The 19,372-nt window shown below is 28.4% G+C and carries 19 protein-coding genes and 1 riboswitch; all 19 genes read left to right on the top strand.

Annotation, left to right across the window (positions count from 1 at the left end):
- Positions 1-207 precede the first annotated feature (207 nt).
- Positions 208-307: riboswitch (TPP riboswitch) on the top strand.
- A gap of 145 nt (positions 308-452) precedes the next feature.
- The 19 genes from thiD to O3802_RS03250 all read left to right on the top strand — a co-directional run bounded on the left by thiD (position 453) and on the right by O3802_RS03250 (position 19,133).
- On the top strand, positions 453-1,241 hold the full coding sequence (thiD, locus tag O3802_RS03340) for a bifunctional hydroxymethylpyrimidine kinase/phosphomethylpyrimidine kinase (RefSeq protein WP_371458301.1): 789 nt from the start codon (positions 453-455) through the stop codon (positions 1,239-1,241).
- Positions 1,242-1,271: 30 nt separating this feature from the next.
- Complete coding sequence (gene thiM / locus O3802_RS03335; RefSeq protein WP_371458300.1) at positions 1,272-2,060, top strand: hydroxyethylthiazole kinase; 789 nt, start codon at positions 1,272-1,274, stop codon at positions 2,058-2,060.
- A complete protein-coding gene (thiE, locus tag O3802_RS03330; protein ID WP_371458299.1) occupies positions 2,053-2,700 on the top strand; it encodes a thiamine phosphate synthase in 648 nt (215 codons plus the stop codon). Before thiM ends, thiE begins: the two co-directional genes overlap by 8 nt.
- 91 nt (positions 2,701-2,791) lie before the next feature.
- Complete coding sequence (locus O3802_RS03325) at positions 2,792-3,562, top strand: alpha/beta fold hydrolase (RefSeq protein ID WP_371458298.1); 771 nt, start codon at positions 2,792-2,794, stop codon at positions 3,560-3,562.
- Between the two features lie 563 nt (positions 3,563-4,125).
- Positions 4,126-4,983: a MetQ/NlpA family ABC transporter substrate-binding protein gene (locus O3802_RS03320; RefSeq protein ID WP_371458297.1), complete on the top strand. Its 858-nt coding sequence runs from the start codon at positions 4,126-4,128 to the stop codon at positions 4,981-4,983.
- 138 nt (positions 4,984-5,121) lie between these two features.
- Positions 5,122-5,979 carry a MetQ/NlpA family ABC transporter substrate-binding protein gene (locus O3802_RS03315; RefSeq protein ID WP_371458296.1) on the top strand — a complete coding sequence of 286 codons (858 nt, stop codon included), beginning with the start codon at positions 5,122-5,124 and terminating at the stop codon, positions 5,977-5,979.
- Between the two features lie 271 nt (positions 5,980-6,250).
- Positions 6,251-6,979, top strand: coding sequence for a prepilin peptidase (locus O3802_RS03310; protein ID WP_371458295.1), 729 nt, complete (start codon positions 6,251-6,253; stop codon positions 6,977-6,979).
- Positions 6,973-7,749, top strand: a complete 777-nt coding sequence (radC, locus tag O3802_RS03305; RefSeq protein WP_371458294.1) for a RadC family protein — start codon at positions 6,973-6,975, stop codon at positions 7,747-7,749. The genes O3802_RS03310 and radC overlap by 7 nt, the downstream gene beginning before the upstream one ends.
- A 377-nt stretch (positions 7,750-8,126) precedes the next feature.
- On the top strand, positions 8,127-8,612 hold the full coding sequence (gene tnpA, locus O3802_RS03300; protein ID WP_371458293.1) for an IS200/IS605 family transposase: 486 nt from the start codon (positions 8,127-8,129) through the stop codon (positions 8,610-8,612).
- 290 nt (positions 8,613-8,902) lie between these two features.
- Positions 8,903-9,196 carry a hypothetical protein gene (locus O3802_RS03295; protein ID WP_371458292.1) on the top strand — a complete coding sequence of 98 codons (294 nt, stop codon included), beginning with the start codon at positions 8,903-8,905 and terminating at the stop codon, positions 9,194-9,196.
- Between the two features lie 318 nt (positions 9,197-9,514).
- Entirely contained in the window at positions 9,515-9,856 is a 342-nt protein-coding gene (locus O3802_RS03290; protein WP_371458291.1) for a hypothetical protein, read from the top strand.
- Between the two features lie 950 nt (positions 9,857-10,806).
- The gene (locus tag O3802_RS03285) at positions 10,807-11,139 is read left to right on the top strand and encodes a hypothetical protein (RefSeq protein WP_371458290.1); all 333 of its coding nucleotides are present in this window, start codon (positions 10,807-10,809) and stop codon (positions 11,137-11,139) included.
- Positions 11,140-11,419: 280 nt separating this feature from the next.
- A complete protein-coding gene (locus tag O3802_RS03280; RefSeq protein ID WP_371458289.1) occupies positions 11,420-13,111 on the top strand; it encodes a bacterial Ig-like domain-containing protein in 1,692 nt (563 codons plus the stop codon).
- 260 nt (positions 13,112-13,371) lie between these two features.
- Positions 13,372-13,662, top strand: a complete 291-nt coding sequence (locus O3802_RS03275) for a hypothetical protein (protein WP_371458288.1) — start codon at positions 13,372-13,374, stop codon at positions 13,660-13,662.
- A gap of 1,612 nt (positions 13,663-15,274) precedes the next feature.
- Positions 15,275-15,460: a hypothetical protein gene (locus O3802_RS03270; RefSeq protein ID WP_371458287.1), complete on the top strand. Its 186-nt coding sequence runs from the start codon at positions 15,275-15,277 to the stop codon at positions 15,458-15,460.
- Between the two features lie 73 nt (positions 15,461-15,533).
- Entirely contained in the window at positions 15,534-16,508 is a 975-nt protein-coding gene (locus O3802_RS03265; RefSeq protein WP_371458286.1) for a CPBP family intramembrane glutamic endopeptidase, read from the top strand.
- 387 nt (positions 16,509-16,895) lie between these two features.
- A complete protein-coding gene (locus tag O3802_RS03260) occupies positions 16,896-17,708 on the top strand; it encodes a Cof-type HAD-IIB family hydrolase (protein WP_371458285.1) in 813 nt (270 codons plus the stop codon).
- A 50-nt stretch (positions 17,709-17,758) separates the two neighbouring features.
- The gene (gene rlmH, locus O3802_RS03255) at positions 17,759-18,235 is read left to right on the top strand and encodes a 23S rRNA (pseudouridine(1915)-N(3))-methyltransferase RlmH (RefSeq protein WP_371458284.1); all 477 of its coding nucleotides are present in this window, start codon (positions 17,759-17,761) and stop codon (positions 18,233-18,235) included.
- 121 nt (positions 18,236-18,356) lie between these two features.
- Positions 18,357-19,133 carry a hypothetical protein gene (locus O3802_RS03250; protein ID WP_371458283.1) on the top strand — a complete coding sequence of 259 codons (777 nt, stop codon included), beginning with the start codon at positions 18,357-18,359 and terminating at the stop codon, positions 19,131-19,133.
- Positions 19,134-19,372 lie beyond the last annotated feature (239 nt).

Below are 19,372 nucleotides of genomic sequence, written 5' to 3'. Positions count from 1 at the left end.
AATATGTCTCCTTTATTTGAAAGTGATTATCATTAATAACTATTATACGACAAATATTAGTGTTTGTAAACAATAATCATTATCACTTATTAAAAAAGTAATAACTTTTACTATTGTTATAAATGCTTATTAAGTTATAGAGAAGGCGTTTTCTCAATTTATTGACTTATTATTTTTTCTTTGATATGATGGAAATATAATTTAATAATAAACCACTAGGGGTGCTTTAAGCTGAGATTACTTTTTTGTAAGACCCTTTGACCTGAACTAGATAATGCTTGCGTAGGGAATGTGAAATTAAAATATGGTAATTATGCATAATATAAAAATTCATAGAAATCCCAAGTGTTGTCATTTGGGATTTTTTGTTGTTAAGTTTTGATTATTAATTTTTTATAAATACATTTAAGGAGGTAAATTTATGAAAAAGTTAGTGAGGGGAGATGTAAGTTATGAGTAAATTACCAATTGCATTAACTATTGCAGGAACAGACCCGAGCGGTGGAGCAGGAGTCATGGCAGATTTGAAAAGTTTTCAAGCAAGGGGAGTTTATGGAATGGCTGCTATTACAAGTGTTGTGGCACAAAATACCCTTGGAGTTCAAAAAATCTGTAATTTAGATTTGGAAATATTTGATGCACAACTAAAAAGTGTTTTTGATGATATTACCCCGCATGCCTTAAAAACGGGGATGATTCCAACATTAGAGCATATGGAAGTAATAGAAAAGTATTTAACAAATGAGATTCCTTATGTACTAGATCCAGTAATGATAGCAACGAGTGGAGATAGATTAATTGATGAGAAGGCACAAGATGCTTTAGAGCAAAAATTATTATCTAAAGCGACAATTGTTACACCTAATATTCCAGAAACTCAAGAAATAGTCGGTTTCAATGTGGTGACTGAAGAAGATATAGATAGAGCAGGGAAAATTATTTTAAATGAATTTGGTAGTGAATCTGTTCTTATAAAGGGTGGTCATTTAGAAACAGCTACCGATTATTTGTATATAAAAGATGGTACAAAGAAAGTATTCACGAGTGAGAAATTTCAAACAAAGCATACACATGGGACAGGCTGTACACTTTCAGCAGTAATTACAGCAGAACTAGCTAAAGGAAAAAGTATAGAAGAGGCAGTAATAATAGGGAAAAAATTTATAACAGAGGCTATTAAATATACTCCTGAATTAGGGCATGGAAATGGACCGGTAAACCATTTTGCATATAAGGATTAGAAATAAATAATTATATAAAGGAGAATAAGGATGAGTAACTTAAGATTATTAAAAGAAAAGAATCCGTTGGTTATTTGTATAACAAATGATGTAGTTAAAAACTTTACTGCCAATGGGTTGGTAGCATTAGGTGCTTCACCAGCTATGAGTGAATATAAAAAAGATTTGGTAGATTTACTAAGATATGCAGGCGGACTTTTAATAAATATAGGGACGTTGACAGATAAAAATTGGAAGTTATATCAAGATGCATTGAAAATTGCAGAAGAGTACAATGTACCAGCTGTATTGGATCCAGTTGCTTGTGGAGCTGGAGAATATAGAAAAAAGGTAGCCCAAGATTTAATTACTAATTATAAATTATCTGCTATAAGAGGAAATGCAGGAGAAATAGCAGCTCTTATAGGAGGGAATGTTGCTTCTAAAGGTGTAGATAGTGCCACAGTAGAAGATGTAGGAGCATTAGCTTTGAAAGCTAATAAGGAGTTAAATATCCCAATAGTAGTTACGGGTGAAATTGACGCAATAGCAGTGGATGGAAAAGTAAAATTGATAAAAAATGGTAGTGCTATGATGCCAAAAGTAATAGGAACGGGTTGCTTGTTGGGCGCAGTTGTTGCCAGCTTTGTAGGTTTGAATAATGATATGATGAAAAATCTAGAGACTGCAATGCTAGCTTATAATATAGCAGGTGAAATGGCAGAAAAACAACCACGTGCGACTTTACCAGGAACTTTTAAAGAAGAATTTATTAATGCTTTATACACAGTTTCGGATAGTGATATTGAAAAATATAAAAAGGTAGAAGAATATGTTTAATAAAGAAATATTAAAGCTATATTTTATATGTGGAACGACAACATGTAATAATAAAAACTTAGAACAAGTAGTGGAAGAAGCACTTCGTGGAGGAATAACAAGTTTTCAATTTCGAGAAAAAGGAGACGGTGCACTTGTAGGTTTCCAAAAAGAAGAATTAGCAAAAAAAATCCAAGAATTATGCAAAATTTATCAAGTACCGTTTATTATAAATGATGACATAGAACTTGCGATAAAACTTGATGCAGATGGGGTGCATGTTGGTCAGGAAGATGCAGATGTTGAAAAAATTAGAAAGTTACTCCCAAACAAAATAATAGGTTTATCAGTTGGAAATGAAGAGGAACTAAGAAAGTCTAAGATAGAATTTGTAGATTATATAGGGGTTGGTCCTGTTCATAGTACTATTTCAAAAAATGATGCTGGAGGAGCTATAGGATATAAAGGGATAAAAAAAATGCGTAAATTAGTTCCTAATATACCAATAGTTGCAATAGGGGGGATAACAAAAGAAGATATTAGAAGTATAGCAGCTATCGGAGTAGAAGGAGTATCTATTATTTCAGCAATTTCTTACTCAGAGCATATAAAACAGACAGTAGAGCAAATGATTAATGAATATAAAATTTATGTAGAATAAGAGAAGAGTGTATAGTTTTATTAGAATTTGCAAAACAAAGTGTTTTTAAGTATAATTGGTGTAGAAATAATTTCGCTAAGTGAGGAATAAAATGATGAAGGATATAGTATTAATTCATGGTACATGGTGTGACGGGAGTGTTTGGGGAGAGTTCAAACATAAATTAGAGGAATTAGGACTGTGTGTTCATACTCCTTCATTACGTTATCATGATTTACCTTATGAAGAAGTAGAACAAAAAGTGGGACGTGTAAGTTTAGGAGAATATACAGATGATATTGTAAAATTAGTAGAGAGTTTAGATGAACCACCTTTAGTATTAGGTCATTCCTTAGGTGGATTAATAGCACAACTTGTTGCTGTTAAAACAAAGGTTTCTGGACTTATATTAATGGGAACAGCTCCTGCTGCAGGAATATTTGCTTTTTATCCGAGTATGGTAATTTGTTTCTATAAACATTTCTTACGATGGGGATTTTGGAAAAAACCTATGCCACCGTATAAACATGCATTTTGCGATTATTGCATGAATAATCAAGATCCAAAAGACAAGGAGCTAGAGTTTGCTAAACTAGTTCCAGAATCAGGATTCACATATTTCCAAATGGCACTACCTTTTTTAGATAAACAAAAAGGAGCTTATGTTGATTTTAATAAAATACATGAACCAGTGCTTGTAATCACAGGAACTGATGATCGCATGGTTAGTCCGAACATTGCTAGAGCAACTGCAAAAAGATATAAGAATTCTAAACTAGAAATCATACAAGGTTCAGATCATATGTACGAAGCACCAAAATTTAGAGATGTTACTGTAAAAATAATAGATACTTGGTTAGAGGAGAATTCATTAAAAAATTAATATAAAAATTAAAAACTGTTACAAAAGAATAGTGCTTACTAAAAATAATTGAAAGCTCTTTTTAACAGTTTTAATTTTATTTTCTTTTTTTGTCCTCTATACACATACAGTTGTAACTTGTAAACGATTCCTAAAAAGTAAAACTCAAAAAAATAAAAAAAATTTTTTATAAAAAGTGTTGACATAAAAAAAAATAAATGTTATTATCTACTCAAGTTCAAAAATTACCGATATTCAAATAAGTATCATATACGAACTTTTACAGAGAGTGTGAGTAGGTGAAAGCACACAATGCAGATGATATGAGAAAATGGTTTGAATGGTAAAAAAAGTGAGTTTTAAAACACAAGCTTTTTTCGTAGGCGTTACGTTACAAACGCACATTATTCTGGATAATTCTAGACGTATCCATTGTAGTGAAATGAGTTCGTAATTTACGAAAAAGTAAGGTGGTACCGTGAAATTAGTTTCGCCCTTATTCTCTTAGGAGGATAAGGGCGTTTTTATTTTACTTAAGCTTGAACAAAAAATTATAATCTAAACAATAAAAGGAGAAAATGATAATGAAAAAACTATTATTATTAATAACAAGCTTTGTACTTGGATTTGTATTAATCGGATGCTCTAGTGCATCAAAAGAAGAGAAAAAAGGAATTGATGTTGAAAAGTTAGATCCAAAAAATCCTGTAACTGTAAAAGTAGGAGCATCTAATGTTCCACACGCAGTATTATTAGAGCATGTTGCACCACAACTAGAAAAAGAAGGTATTAAACTAGATATCATTACATATCAAGATTACTATATTCCAAATAAAACTTTAAATGACAAAGAAATAGATATTAACTATTTCCAACACGTACCATTCTTGAAAAACGCTATAAAAGAAAATGGTTATAAAATTGAGGACGCTGGTGCAGTTCACTTAGAGCCAATCGGACTTTACTCTAAAAAAGTTAAAAATGTTAAAGATCTTAAAGATGGAGCGAAAGTATTAGTAAGTAATAACAAAGCTGAATGGGGAAGAGTTCTTAAACTTCTTTCAGCAGAAGGTTTAGTTAAAATTAAAGACGGAGTAGACCCAGTTAATGCTACTTTTGATGATGTAGTAGAAAACCCTAAAAACTTAAAATTCAGTTATGAAAATGATCCAGCATTAATGACTCAATTCTACCAAAATGGAGAAGGTGATTTAGTATCAATCAATGCTAACTTTGCAGTTGATGCAGGGTTAAATGCAGCAACTGAACCAATCTTAGTGGAAAAAGCTACTGACGACAATCCTTATGGAAATATTTTAGCAGTTCGCCAAGGTGATAAAGATAAACTAGTTGTTAAGAAAATCTTAGCAGCATTAAGATCAGAAGACACTCAAAAATTCATTAAAGAAAAATGGAACGGAGCAGTATTACCTGTTAAATAGAGTAAATTATAAAATCTAAACTATAATTTAAAAGTTCAAAAGTTTGAACAATACAATCGCGTTTTAGTGCGATAATTAGTTCATATCAAGTAATCTTTTTGTAAAAGATAAAATAAAAAATAAAAGGAGAAAATGATAATGAAAAAATTGTTATTATTAGTAACAAGCTTTGTGCTTGGATTTGTATTAATCGGATGCTCTAGTGCATCGAAGGAAGAAAAAAAAGGAATTGATGTTGAAAAATTAGATCCAAAAAATCCTGTAACTGTAAAAGTAGGAGCATCTAATGTTCCACACGCAGTATTATTAGAGCATGTTGCACCACAACTTGAAAAAGAAGGTATTAAATTAGATATCATTACATACCAAGACTACTATATTCCAAATAAAACTTTAAATGATAAAGAAATAGATATTAACTATTTCCAACACGTACCATTCTTGAAAAACGCTATAAAAGAAAATGGTTATAAAATTGAGGACGCTGGTGCAGTTCACTTAGAGCCAATCGGTCTTTACTCTAAAAAAGTTAAAAATGTTAAAGATCTTAAAGATGGAGCGAAAGTATTAGTAAGTAATAACAAAGCTGAATGGGGAAGAGTTCTTAAACTTCTTTCAGCAGAAGGTTTAGTTAAAATTAAAGACGGAGTAGACCCAGTTAATGCTACTTTTGATGATGTAGTAGAAAACCCTAAAAACTTAAAATTCAGTTATGAAAATGATCCAGCATTAATGACTCAATTCTACCAAAATGGAGAAGGTGATTTAGTATCAATCAATGCTAACTTTGCAGTTGATGCAGGACTAAATGCGGCAACAGAACCAATTTTAGTAGAAAAAGCTACAGATGATAACCCATATGGAAATATTTTAGCAGTTCGCCAAGGTGATAAAGATAAACTAGTTGTTAAGAAAATCTTAGCAGCATTAAGATCAGAAGACACTCAAAAATTCATTAAAGAAAAATGGAATGGAGCAGTATTGCCTGTTAAATAAGGTTAGTTAGGAAAACTATAGGTTCGTATAGAAAGCAAATTCCAAAAAATAAATATACCTATATTTAGATATAAGTATGTTAATATCTTAAATAAACTTTAACGAGTGACTCGGAAAAATTGATTTGAAATCATGATTTTCGGGTTGCTCTTTTTTATTGTTTAAAAATAAGTATATATTATAATAGTAGAAAAATAAAATAAGGTAGAATACTGCTATTGTATATGATAAAATAAAAGTGTAGGGAGTTTTAAAATAGGGAGTGATATAATTGCAAGTTTATATTAATAACGTTACAGTTTTAATTTTAGGCCTTATTTTTGCTAGTGCAACTAAATGTCTAGTCGATAGTGAAGAAAAAAGAAGTTTTTTAACTAGGCGTAGTCGATGTTCGACTTGTAAAAAAGAATTGAGTTTTCTAGATTTAATTCCAATAGCAAGTTACTTATTTAAGAGGGGACGATGTAGTTACTGCAAAAGTAGGATACCTTTTGATATCTTTTTATATGAATTTTTCACATTAATTGTTTTAATTTTTTATTTTATTTTTAATAAGTATTTTATTTTTCTAAATTTATTTTATATTAGCATTCTAATATATCTAATATTTATAGCGATAGAAGATGTTAGATGTTTAGAAGTAGTAGATGAGTTATTTTATATTTTTTTGTTATTGAATATAGGATTATTAATCTTTAATTTTCATTTTTTTGATATTTTTGAATGGTCACTATTAGTTGTAATCTATCATGTTTTATACTTTATTGCACGAGGAAGTCTAGGTTATGGAGACATAAAAGTTTTTTGCGTTTTAGTACTTAATCTAAATTTTTTTGAAGGGATATATTTATTTGCTTTTACATTTTTGTATGCAGGATTTTTTGCATTAGGGATACTTGTTTTTAAGAAAGTAAAACGAGGGACAAAAATTCCATTAGTACCATTTATAGCAATGGGTTATTTCAGCATACTTTTAATAAGGGAGGGTATATTATGGTAAAAGGATATACGATAAAAGAATTTTGTAAAGAAGATAGACCACGCGAAAAGTTGAAAAAATATGGCGCATTTTCTTTAAGTGATAAGGAAGTTTTAGCTATTTTACTTAGAACAGGAACAAAAAATAAAAATGTTATTGAGTTAGCTTCATCAATATTAGAAGATGTTGGGGGTATAACAAAATTACGAGAAACAACGTTTAATGAACTTGCAAAACACAAAGGAATAGGTGAGGAAAAGGCGATTCATATTTTGGCAAATATTGAGTTTGCACGGCGCATTTATTCAACTGATATACCGGATATAAAGTGCAATAGTCCGGAAGTCATAGCAAGTTTTTTAAAATCATCCTTAGAAAATTTAACACAAGAATTTTTTATTGTTTTAGATATAGATACTAAAGGGAAAATCTTAGAAAAAAGAGAGGTATTTAAAGGAAGCTTGGCAATGTCGGTAGTACATCCTCGAGAAGTTTTCAAAAATGCAATAAAAAATAGTGCAGCAAGTATCGTTTGTATACATAATCACCCAAGTGGAGATCCTACACCTTCAATAGAAGATTTGCTTACTACAATTAATTTGCTGGAAGTTGGGGATGTAGTAGGAATAGAAATGCTAGATCATATTGTAGTAGCTAAAGAAGGATATGTAAGTATAAGAAAAGTTTTAAATTATTTTAATTTAGAGAATATTGATTATAAAAGTAAAGAAGTTACGAGGGAACAACTTCAATTTATTTTGAAGAAATATAAGATAGTTAATAACTTTTAAATATTAAGATAATTTATAAAGTGTATAGGTGTAGAAAAGAAAGATAAAAATGAATAAGAATCACCCAAAAATATAGTCAATCTGTGTAGTGTTACAATCTAATCTGAAGCAGTTAGGTAAGCTTTATAATAGATTGAAAAAACCTATTATGATATGTACCCCTTCCACTGATTTGTCCAGTAAAAGGGGTACATATCAAAGATGACAAAGTCATCTTTTTCTATTAATGGCTTTAGCCAGTTGAGTGGGCGGAGTCTCCGAAACAAAAAACCACCCGCTATGCGGGTGCGAGATAAAAGTTAAACAATTGAAAAAACATCCTTTCTTGATAAAATAAGAGTAGTTCAAGCTCTAAAAAAAGAAAGGATGTTTTTTATATGGCAAATAAACATAATAGTTTATCGCATACAAAGTGGTTATGTAAATACCATATTGTATTTACACCTAAGTATAGACGAAAAATAGAATATAATCAATACAAACGAGATATAGTAAATATAATACAAAGGTTATGTAAGTATAAAGGAGTAGAAATAATAGAAGGACATATAATGCCAGATCATATACACTTGCTGTTGTCAATACCACCAAAATATAGTGTATCAAGTATAATGGGATATTTGAAAGGAAAAAGTTCGTTGATGATATTTGATATGCATTCAAATTTAAAATATAAGTATGGGAATAAAAAGTTTTGGGTAGAAGGATATTATGTGAGTACAGTAGGATTGAATGAAAGTACGATAAAAAAATACATAAGAGAACAAGAAGCGCATGATATTGTGATGGATAAACTGATAACAAAAGAATATACAAATCCATTTGGAAATAAGAAAAATAAAATAAATCCGTTTAATGGGTAGCGGGCGTCAAAATATAATAGGGCTTGAACGGATGTGAAAGCTAGTGCCTTGAGATGCGTGTTAGTAACAAAGGGTTATACCCCCCCAGAGGAAACCACCCCGTTTCAGGGGTGGTCCTTATTTAATAAACATTAGTATTAAAATTTTTCCACAGATTCTTTTCAGGTAAGACAGTTTATCTTATACAGAAAAAAAATACCTATTGAAAATGTTAGATAGGTATGATATAATATGAAATAAAGATAAATCTTGAAATAAACAATGAATAAAATTTAAAAGGGGAAAAAACAATGTTAAGTATTAATGATGTTGAAATAAGTATAGATTGGGAATTAGGAGAAGCTCTTGTTTTTTGTAATTGTGAAGGTAGGCAAGAAGATTTAATGGTTTCAATAACGGAGGGAGATATAGATGTTATAGGAGATCAAGCTGTTTATTTAGTATTATTGGGTGACAAACAAATAGATAGTTCTTTTAATATTTTAGAACATGGACATAGTTATATGAGTAGAAAAGAAAAAGAGGAGATTATAAAACAAGAAATAATAGGTTTATTAAATGAATATTATGAATATATTGAATAAAAATATTGAAAAGAATTAATTAATTTTTTCCGGAGTGAGCAAAAAAAGAAAATAAAATAAGCAGGCGATTTTTTTGCTTTAAAATAAAAAGTCGAAGCAGAAGAAAAATAAAACAAAAAATTAATAAAGTAGAGAAAGATGACATTTTTTAAAAATGTCGTCTTTCTCTATTTTGAATAAACATTGGTGTTAAAATATTTTCATGAATTTCTCTTAGGTAAGATAATCCATCTTACATAGAAAAAATATATTTATTGACAATTTTAGATAGGTGTGATATAATATGAAATAAATATAATTCTTGAAAGGAGAAAAACAATGAATAAATTGTTGATTTTAAAACTTAGTGATACTGATCGCACTATTCCATTTGGAAATAAAGAGGGGTTAATAGAGCGAGCAAATGGAGCATGGCGAATTAGTTTAGGGAGAATAAAAGGAGTAAAAAGAGCTTTATTATTGTTTAGAGGACGTGTTTTGGCTGAATATGAAATAGGTTCTAAAATTACAGTTACAGTTGACGAAGAAGACCGTCATAGATTAACTTTCGATATGAAAGAAGTAGAAAATTCTGAGTATAAAGACCGTATTTTAAAATATAGAACAGCAAATCCAGCGTCAGTTTTGGATATTGACAAAATAGAGTACAGAGAAGAATAGAATTCTTTCCGGAGCTGAGCAAGAAAAAGAAACAAATTAAAAGGGTGATTTTTTCGCTTTAAAATTATATGAGAAGCAGAATAGAACTTAAATTTTTCTTCTGCTTCGTAGTCAAAAAAAGAGAAAGAATTGGAAAAGCTCAATAAAGTAGGAAAAATATGCTATTATATATACTATAAATTAGCATATTGGTTAAATGATATTTAAAAATGCCTAAGAGGTCAGTAAAAAGTTTCGAGTATGGTGTTAAGCCACACACAGGAAGCTTTTTACTGACCTGATGTGGGCGATTTTTGCCTTTGGCAAAAATCAATAACCTCCAACTAACTAATAAGGGGAGAGAATGAAAAAAGTATAATATAAAAACATAAAAAATGCTTTTTTATCAATGATATGGAGAATTTTATTTATACTTTAATGTGTAATAAGTAAATTATACAATTTAAATTTATTCTGAACGTTTTAAACCTGGAATTGATAAAAAAAAATTGCTAAAAATATTCTGAGACGCCTTAGAAGGGCAAAATTTTATCAAATAAGGGTATTTTAATGTAAGATTAAACAACGGGTGATAATTAAAAAAACTGATTTCAAAAAAAGTATATTTTTGAGTCAGTTTTATTTTTTTATTTTTTAGAAAAATAAGCGTAAAAAGCATTTGAAAATTTATCGAATTTTAGTGTGTTTTTTCTTACCTTGACTGTGATTTTTAGCTGTATCATAATACTAATAAAAGTGACGAGGTAATTTAAAACTAGTTATAAAATATCTTTAAATAATCTAAGTATTTGAAATTAATAATGGAGGAAATAGAGAATATCAGTAAAAAGAGTTTTACACATATGCGGCTAGATTTGCCAGTAGGATACTAACCTATTCAATTTATTCTCATATAAATACTTTTGATTATTAGTATATACAAAAAAATTATGAAATGAGAGGTGTAATATATGAGTAGAAAAAATTTTATGATACTTAGTATAATAGAAAGTATATTGTGGATTGGGGCAATGGTTATAGGATCTATGTTGGATAGTAAATTATGGATGACGATCAGTATGTTAATAGTATTGATTAGTTTATTGCATGCAGCTTATGTTACAATAGTAAAAAAAAGTATAAATCTTTTAGCTGGAATGACAGAAGAACAAGCTGTAGAAATACAAAGAGATCCAGAAAAATTAAAAAAATATGAGAGAATAACTCAAGTGATTGGAGTTACTATTTTAGTAGGTGCTTTATTTTTAATTTATCTTATTTATAAGTACAATGTAATGAAATAAATGAGATAAATTAACAGTATTAAAAAAGTTAACAAAAAATATATATGATTTAAAGGCGGTATTTGAAATATATAGTATAAGTATATATAATATTAGTGTAGTTTATTACTAAAAAATATATTAGACTAATTTGATAAATATATGATTTAGTGTTATTATATTCTATAAGAAAATAAATAGTAACTAATAGATATTTAATAATATAATATAACTATTTGCATATTTCTTATCTTAATGAATACTAGTAATTAAATTTTATAGTTAACTTAGGAGGATAAAAATGAAAAAAAGAGTATTAAGAGAGTCATATAAATTTTCGCACAAAAAACTGACAGTGGGAGCTTTTTTGACAGCAGGAGTAATATTACTACCTTTAGTGTCAAACAATGTATATACAGAAAAAGCTATTGCAAATTATTCTAACAGTAGTTCAATTACTGCTGAAAATAATGCTCAGTTAGATAAAAGTGTTAGACATGCAATCTATGCCAATAATTTTAATAACACAACTCCAAATGTTCCAATGTTAAATGATGGTATACAATTCTCATCAAAATATACAGTTATTAATAAAGAAACTAATCAAGTTGAGTCATCAGGACTTTCTTATGAAAAACCTTGGGATGTACTATATAAAGCTATCCCTCTAACTTATGCTAATGGAGATGTTGTTGATACAAAATTATATTCAGAATTAACATCAATAAGTAAGACAACAAATACAAGTAATGAAGTTAAACAAATTGATCAAGAAATTACATTTGCCAAAAGTGGAGATGTTCAAATAGATGCTAGTCGCGTATCAGGAAATATTATTTCGGGTGATTTCGATGATACGAAAATAGAAGTTAAATATAAATATAATAATACTTTCTATACATTCCAAGAATTAAATTCATTATCAGGTTTTAGTTGGTCTGGTGTTACAGCCGTATCATTTAAAGGAAACTTAGACCCTTCAAAATCAATAATAATTAATGCACCATTGGCAACAGTAAGGGACTTTTCTGTTGCTGAAAACAATAAAAATAATATTATAGAAACAATCAATGAGATAACTATAAATAATAAAAAAATAACTAGTAGTGCAACATTAGTGTTCCAGAATTTTATGTATACTGTAAAAGAAAATACCTTTGGTAAGTACATTGGGACATATCATACTGTAGAACCAGATGGGACCAAAAAATATGTTCAAGTTGAAGAAAAAGTTCAAAAAATGTTACCTGGTGTTTCTGAAAGTGATTTATATTATGAAATGTTTAGACACATCCCTGTAGGTTCTGATAAATCAAAACTAGAGCAAGAAGAAAAAAATGGGGTTGTTTATAGTGGAAGTCAATATAGTATTAAATTAAATAGAGTATTCAATGCTATAAAAGATGAAGGATTCTCATTAATGGCCACTGATGAGTTAGGGGTAAAATTAGAATATCATTATGCTATGCATGGTAAACAAGATATTTACACTGCTGATGGAACAAAGGTTATACCAGGTAAAGTTGATCCTAAATCAGGAGTACTACTATCAAAATATTATGTAGAATTACATAAAGTATTAGATACAAAAGACCTAAAATTAAATGTTGGAGATAGTTGGTCAAAATTTGATAATTTGATTTATAGTAAAACAATTGCAGATTCACCTAAAAATGAACGTGATATTCCTAAAGACGAAATAATGGTTACACATAATGTCGATACAACAAAACCAGGGGAATATATGGTAAAATATGCCTATAATATTAAAGGTGATAATAGCCAAACTATAACAAAAACTGCAAAAATAACGGTAGTGGGTTCTTCAAATCCAGGAGATAAAGATAAATCAAAAGACACGAAAGATACAAAAGATATAAGAGACTCTAAAAAATTATCAAATACAGGTATACCAAATGATAATTATGCTATTCTTGGAGGAGTAGCTCTATTATTGATGACTCTAATAGTTAAATATCGTCGAGAAAAATAAAGATTCTACATCAAATGTGGAGAATGAGAAAATAACTTTATAAAATGCTGAGTAGCTTTAGGCTGCTTGGCATTTCTCAGTACTATCTCCTCATGCGCCGCATTTAACAAAGGGCCTTTATACTAGAAGAATCTGCTGAAAAAATGAAAAAAGAGTTAGTGTCTCAGAAGTATAATTTAAGGCCTTTACATATATATTCTTAAGATATAATTAAGTGGGTGATAACTAATGACTAAAAAAAATATATTTATTTAACGGCAATGGTAGGAGTGGTTAATTTTGTATCATATTTTTTTATAGGGGATATCAATATTTGGGCGATGGTAACTTGTATTTTATTAGGTATATTCTTTATATATACATCGTATCTTTTTTTATTAAAAAAAAGCTATAATTTATTAGCAGGAATGACTGAAGAAGAGTTGAAACGTATCCAAGAAGATATAGAAGTTAAGATGAAGTATGATAAAGGTTTAAAAATAATAGGATATATAATTTTTATTGGAGGGATAGTAGTTTTATTTCTAGGTTTAAGTTATTTATTTAAGTAGAAAAGATAATAATTCATAAGGGAAAAAGTGTAGAAATTTATTTTAAAAAAAAGGAGAAGTCATATCAATCTGATATGATTTTTTCTTTTTTACTATGAGAGATTAAGGTTATCTGATATAATATATTGAGTAAACTGGGACTAAACAGATTTGTAGAATATGATTAAATCAAGGATAGAATAAATCGTTTGGCAGTGGCAACTAATAATCTTTTCCTCACTTTGTTCGTTAAGATTAGAGTTGCTTTTGCAAACGTACAATGCATAGTGATAAAAAAAAGGAGTTTTTGTATGATAAAATTAGTTGTTACAGAAATAGGAATGAAGTGGATAATACAATAAAATATCCAAATAGTTTGAAATAAAGAAGATGGGAGTTAGAGTGAGATTTTTGATGTAACGATGTAGTTTGATATGTAATAGTTGAAAATAAAAACGTTAAAAAGTTAGTAATCGTTAAAGGGTTTGTTCTGTAAAATAGATTAAAGGTATAGCATGAAAATGAGTTTTGTCTATTTATTTGCTAATTTAATTCTATAGTTTGCAAGACTAGAAACGTATGTGCTTTGTTGTTGATAAAAATAAATACTTAATGTTACAGCATACGCATTAAAGATATCACTGATCGATATGCGGTATATAAATGGTTGGGTTGAAAGTTTATCCTTCGCATAAAGCGAGGGATTTTTCTATATTGAGTGGTAACTGAAATGAAGAAAATAGGATTTTATATTATAAAAGATATTTTTTTAACAAGGTAAATGACCTTATTTAAAAGAAAATAAAGAAGGGAATAGGTTGCATTATTACTATGTTGAAGATACAAAACAGGTATTTATTGGATTATTCCCATATCAAGTAGAATAAAAATATCGGTTTATAATAGACAGACAAATAAAATCAGAGAAAAATTGTGATATTTTACATATAGCAAAGTTGGATATATAGAAAAGAAAGTATATTGTTAATTCAAAATATGTTTCCAGTTATATCAAGTTATATTGAAAGAGAATATACTATTGTTGGGAATCACTAACATTTAGTAAGAGAAATGGAATGTAAAGTAAGAAAGGTACTATCGCTTTTAAAAAGAGGAATTCGCTTTATGTCAACACATTATACTTAAATTGTTTTCCTATCCATTTTAATCATTGTATTTAAAATTTTCTTAATTTCTTGATTTCAAAAGGTATTTATCTTGTGTTAATTCTATTATTTATTTAAATTTTTTCGCTTTTAAAATAAGTGGTATTAGTATTTTATTTTATTGAAAAAATATAAAAGGTTAAGGAGTGTGTAATTTTGCAAGCTTCATAAAAGTTATAAAGTTAAAATAAAGTTATACAAAAATATATGCAAAATAAAATAAATAAATAAATTTAAAAATTACGGTTAATAATAAGTGAATTTTAATTTTTCAGATATATATACTATAATATTTTCTTAATCAATATAAAAAGCTATAGATAATATAAAAAAATATTATTTAGAATTATTTAAAAGATAAATTTATTTTCATATGATTTCTTGACTACTTTAAATAAAAAGAGTATAATGAAGATAACAGATGAAAAGTTTTTCTACAGTAGAAGTACTTATAATAGGGGGATAATATGAAAAAAGAAAGTATCATATTCAAAAACTTATTTTGGATAATAAAAGAAGTTAATGCTTATGATAGAAAATATATTCTTATTTTGATTATTTCTGTGATAATTTCAGGGATATCCCCACCGATTACCTTGTTGGTAACACAAAAAATTTTAAACTCTTTACAAGTAAATGGAAATTTCACATAAAAATGAATACTCTAGATAGGTGGAGATGTGGGGGTATCCTCACCTCCTTATTTATATTAAAGGGGTGAAAACAATGAAAATGAAGAAGACAGAGAAATACAAATTGATAGTATTTTTTGCGACTATAATAATTTTACCATATTTATTTTTGTATATGGAAAAACAAAGGGAAATATTTGATTCTGTTTCCATAAGTATGATTTATTGTTATATGCCTGCTTTAGGTGTGTCTTTAGGGTTATATTTTTTCGAGAAAGAAAAATTAAAAAAACAAAATTATATAATTATGTTAGGATTTACTATAACATTTATTGAAGTGCTGTTGACTTATTTTGCTATTTTAAATAGCGATGTTATGGAAATATTAGTTGCTATAACATCTCTTATAATAAGTTTATGGCTAATTGCGGTGTCTATTTTTAATCCTTCTAGTGGGAATATGTATATAAATAACAATATAAGTAAATGCAGAAAGCTAGTTTTTCCAATTTTTATAATATATTCAATAGCTACACTTATTGTTAGTGGATTTAATATTTTATCGTTAGGAAAATTTTTTGCGGGTATCATTTTTTCTGTTGGAGCCGTTTCATCTCTTTTTGGAGAAGAATATGGCTGGAGAGGGTATTTACAAGAAATTTTACAAATAAGATTTGGAAAGAGAATAGGAGTAATATTACTTGGAATAATATGGGAACTTTGGCATTTTCCAATAGAAATAATATGGCAAAAGGACTTATTTGTACTAGATATTTTTGGATACATAGTTAGGTTTATTTTTATTATAAGTCTAGCTATTATGATGGGATATGTATATATGAAAACAAAAAATGTTTGGGCTACCGCAATTATTCATGCTATAAATAATTCAATGGGTACTGCAAGTTTATATACGTCAGATAAAATTGTTTGGACTTATGAGAGTATAATGAATAATTCACAAATAATGAAGTTCACTGTAGTTATATTAATTTTAACTATAATTTTTAGTACATATCTCTTTACTAAAGAATATAGTGGGAAAGTAGAAAATGAAAGTATAGTGTAGAGTATTCAAATAAAGTAGAGTATGTCAAACTTTAAAGATTTTGATTTAGATTTAAAGAAAAATGTAGAAGTTCACTTCAAAAATGGTCAGGTTATAGAAATATAATCTGGCTTTTTTATCTGTAGAGCGAAACACGAAGTTTGTGGTATAATAAGAAAGATTAAACAGAAAGGCTATTATAAAGGGGCTTAGAAAAATCGTTGAAAAGTGCGACACGAAGTAGCGATAAACGAAAAATATCGCTACGGAGTTAGTAAGGGAACTAGCTTGTCCACAAAATAGTGGCAAGCGTATTCTATTGAGATAATTTATTATCCAATAGAACTGTTCCGCTGCACACCCTAAACCCCCTTTGCACACCCCTAAATAAAAAAAGGAGATAATTGTATGATAAAACTGATTGTTACAGATATAGACGATACGCTAGTAAATAGTAGAAACGAAATTTCTAAAAAAAATAGAGAAGTAATAGAAAAATGTAAAGAGCAAGATATAAAAGTTATTCTAGCTTCAGGAAGACCAGATTTTGGTATGATGAAGATAGTTGAAGATTTAAAACTAGATAGTTATGACAATTATCTACTATCATATAACGGAGCAAGAATAGCTAATCTAAAAACTGGAGAAGTTGTTTATGAAAAATTCTTATCACCGGAAAGAATTAAATTTTTAATAGATATAGCACTGGAAAACGATTGTGATATTCTAACCTATCAAAATGGTGATGTGTTAACAAATCGTGATAATGAATATGCACGCGTAGAAGTAGGGTTGGTAGGAGCAAAACTTATAATTGCTGAAAATATGAAAGAGCACATAAAAGAAGGTGCGGCTAAGGTAATTATATTAAAACATCCTGACGAAGCACAAGCTGTTAAAGAAAAACTCCAAAAAGAGTTAGGTGATGAGTATGAAGTAGCGACTTCAAAACCATTTTTCATAGAAGTTAACGACAAAGGTATTTCTAAAGGGGACTCACTAGACGCACTATGTAAAAAACTAGGCTTAACTAAAAACAATGTAATGGCTCTTGGAGATGGACTTAATGATTTAAGTATGATAGAGTTTGCTGGTATGGGCGTTGCAGTAGATAATGCTAACCCAGTTTTAAAAGAAGCGGCGAACTTTATATCAAAGAGTAATGATGAAGATGGCTTTGCTTATGCGATTGAAAAATTTATTTTAAATAATGAAAATTAAGATAGACGGACGATACAAAGTATCGCCCTTTCTTTTAGAAAGAGGAAAAAATGAAAGTAACATTAATATGTGTTGGAAAAGTAAAGGAAAAATTTTATCGTGATGCGATAAAAGAATATGAAAAGCGATTAGGAGCATATATAAAATTAAATACAATAGAAATAAACGATGAAAAAGTAAAGGTGGAAAATTCATCGGAGATTGCTATTGCTATGGACAAAGAGGGGAAAAATATTCTTTCGAAAATTAAAGATAATCAATATGTTATTACGTTAGAGATTCTCGGAAAAAATCTATCAAGTGAAGATTTTGCAGAAAAAATTAATAACCTTATGCTAACAGGAAACAGTGATGTTGTTCTTGTAATTGGTGGGAGCTACGGCCTATCTAATGAAGTGAAAAAACGTAGCGATTATGCACTATCTTTTAGTAAGATGACATTCCCACACCAAATGATGAGAGTAATTTTACTTGAGCAGGTATACCGTGCATATCGCATAATAACAGGAGCTAGTTATCATAAGTAGTTGGCTATAATATAATTAATATTAATAGTAAAGATTATCTGGTATAATAAAGATAGAGGAGAATATTTGTTGATGTATTAGATGACTTTTATGATAGTTAATTATAAAGGAGGCGTTTATTATGTTAAGTGGATTATTTGTAATATTTTTCATTGTAGTGATTTTAATTTTTTATACTATATCCGTATGTTTTTCAATGATAATGTTTGATATGTTTGGGATTAAAACTAGTTTAGCATTTATTCCTTTCTACAATACATATCTTGTCTATAAAGAATATAAAGGGCGAGTATGGAAGAAAAATTGGGGAGTTCTTTATGCAGGAACGCTTATATTCGCTTTAATGATAATAATGAGTGTAGTTATATATATTATTCTAGTTGATGATTTAATGGGAATTAATATTTATGCACTTTTATTATCAGTAGCTGCATTGCTAGTATTAGGAATAGTTTCAATTATGACAAATGTTGTTATCCCAATAACTTTATATTATCCTATTTTTGAAACAAAGTTTCAGAAAATCATCTTAGCATTAACTATAGTAGTTACTGAAATAAAATTGTTAAAAGATATATTTGAAAGCGACAGTGCATTAGTAGGGAGTAATGAAGTAGATACAATAGGGGCTATGTTAAATATTACGACTTTTATTATATCAATTATTTTTATAGTAACGTATCTTACAGCTGCATCTAATATGCGGCACAAAGTTAAGAGTGGAGAATATATCATACAAGAAAAATTAGATTATAATTTATTAAGTAGTGATGAGATAAATACGATTTTACAGCAAAGAGGTCGTAGATTAGCTGTTCTGAATAAAGATAATAAAAGATTTATACATTCTAATGGTGTTCAAAAAGGAAATCAAGTTAATGAAATAAACTATATATAGAAATAGAAAGTCTTTCAAGGTGTATTGGATCTTGAAAGATTTTTTATTATAAAAACTTTCATAATACGTACTTATTTGTTATAGAGGATAATATAAACTAATGTATTTCTTAAAAGTATTAATATCTCTAATAAAGAATGTTAGAAAATATAACATATATTTATATAATAAAGTATATTCAAGTATAATAATAAAGTTAATAAATATAATTTATAATTATTAGCTTTACTTTAGTATTT

The sequence above is a fragment of the Gemella sp. 27098_8_92 genome (genome assembly GCF_041433685.1).
Classification (GTDB): Bacteria; Bacillota; Bacilli; order Staphylococcales; family Gemellaceae; genus Gemella.
Note: the sequence above shows the minus strand (reverse complement) of the source record. Positions and strands in the feature narration are given on the sequence as shown.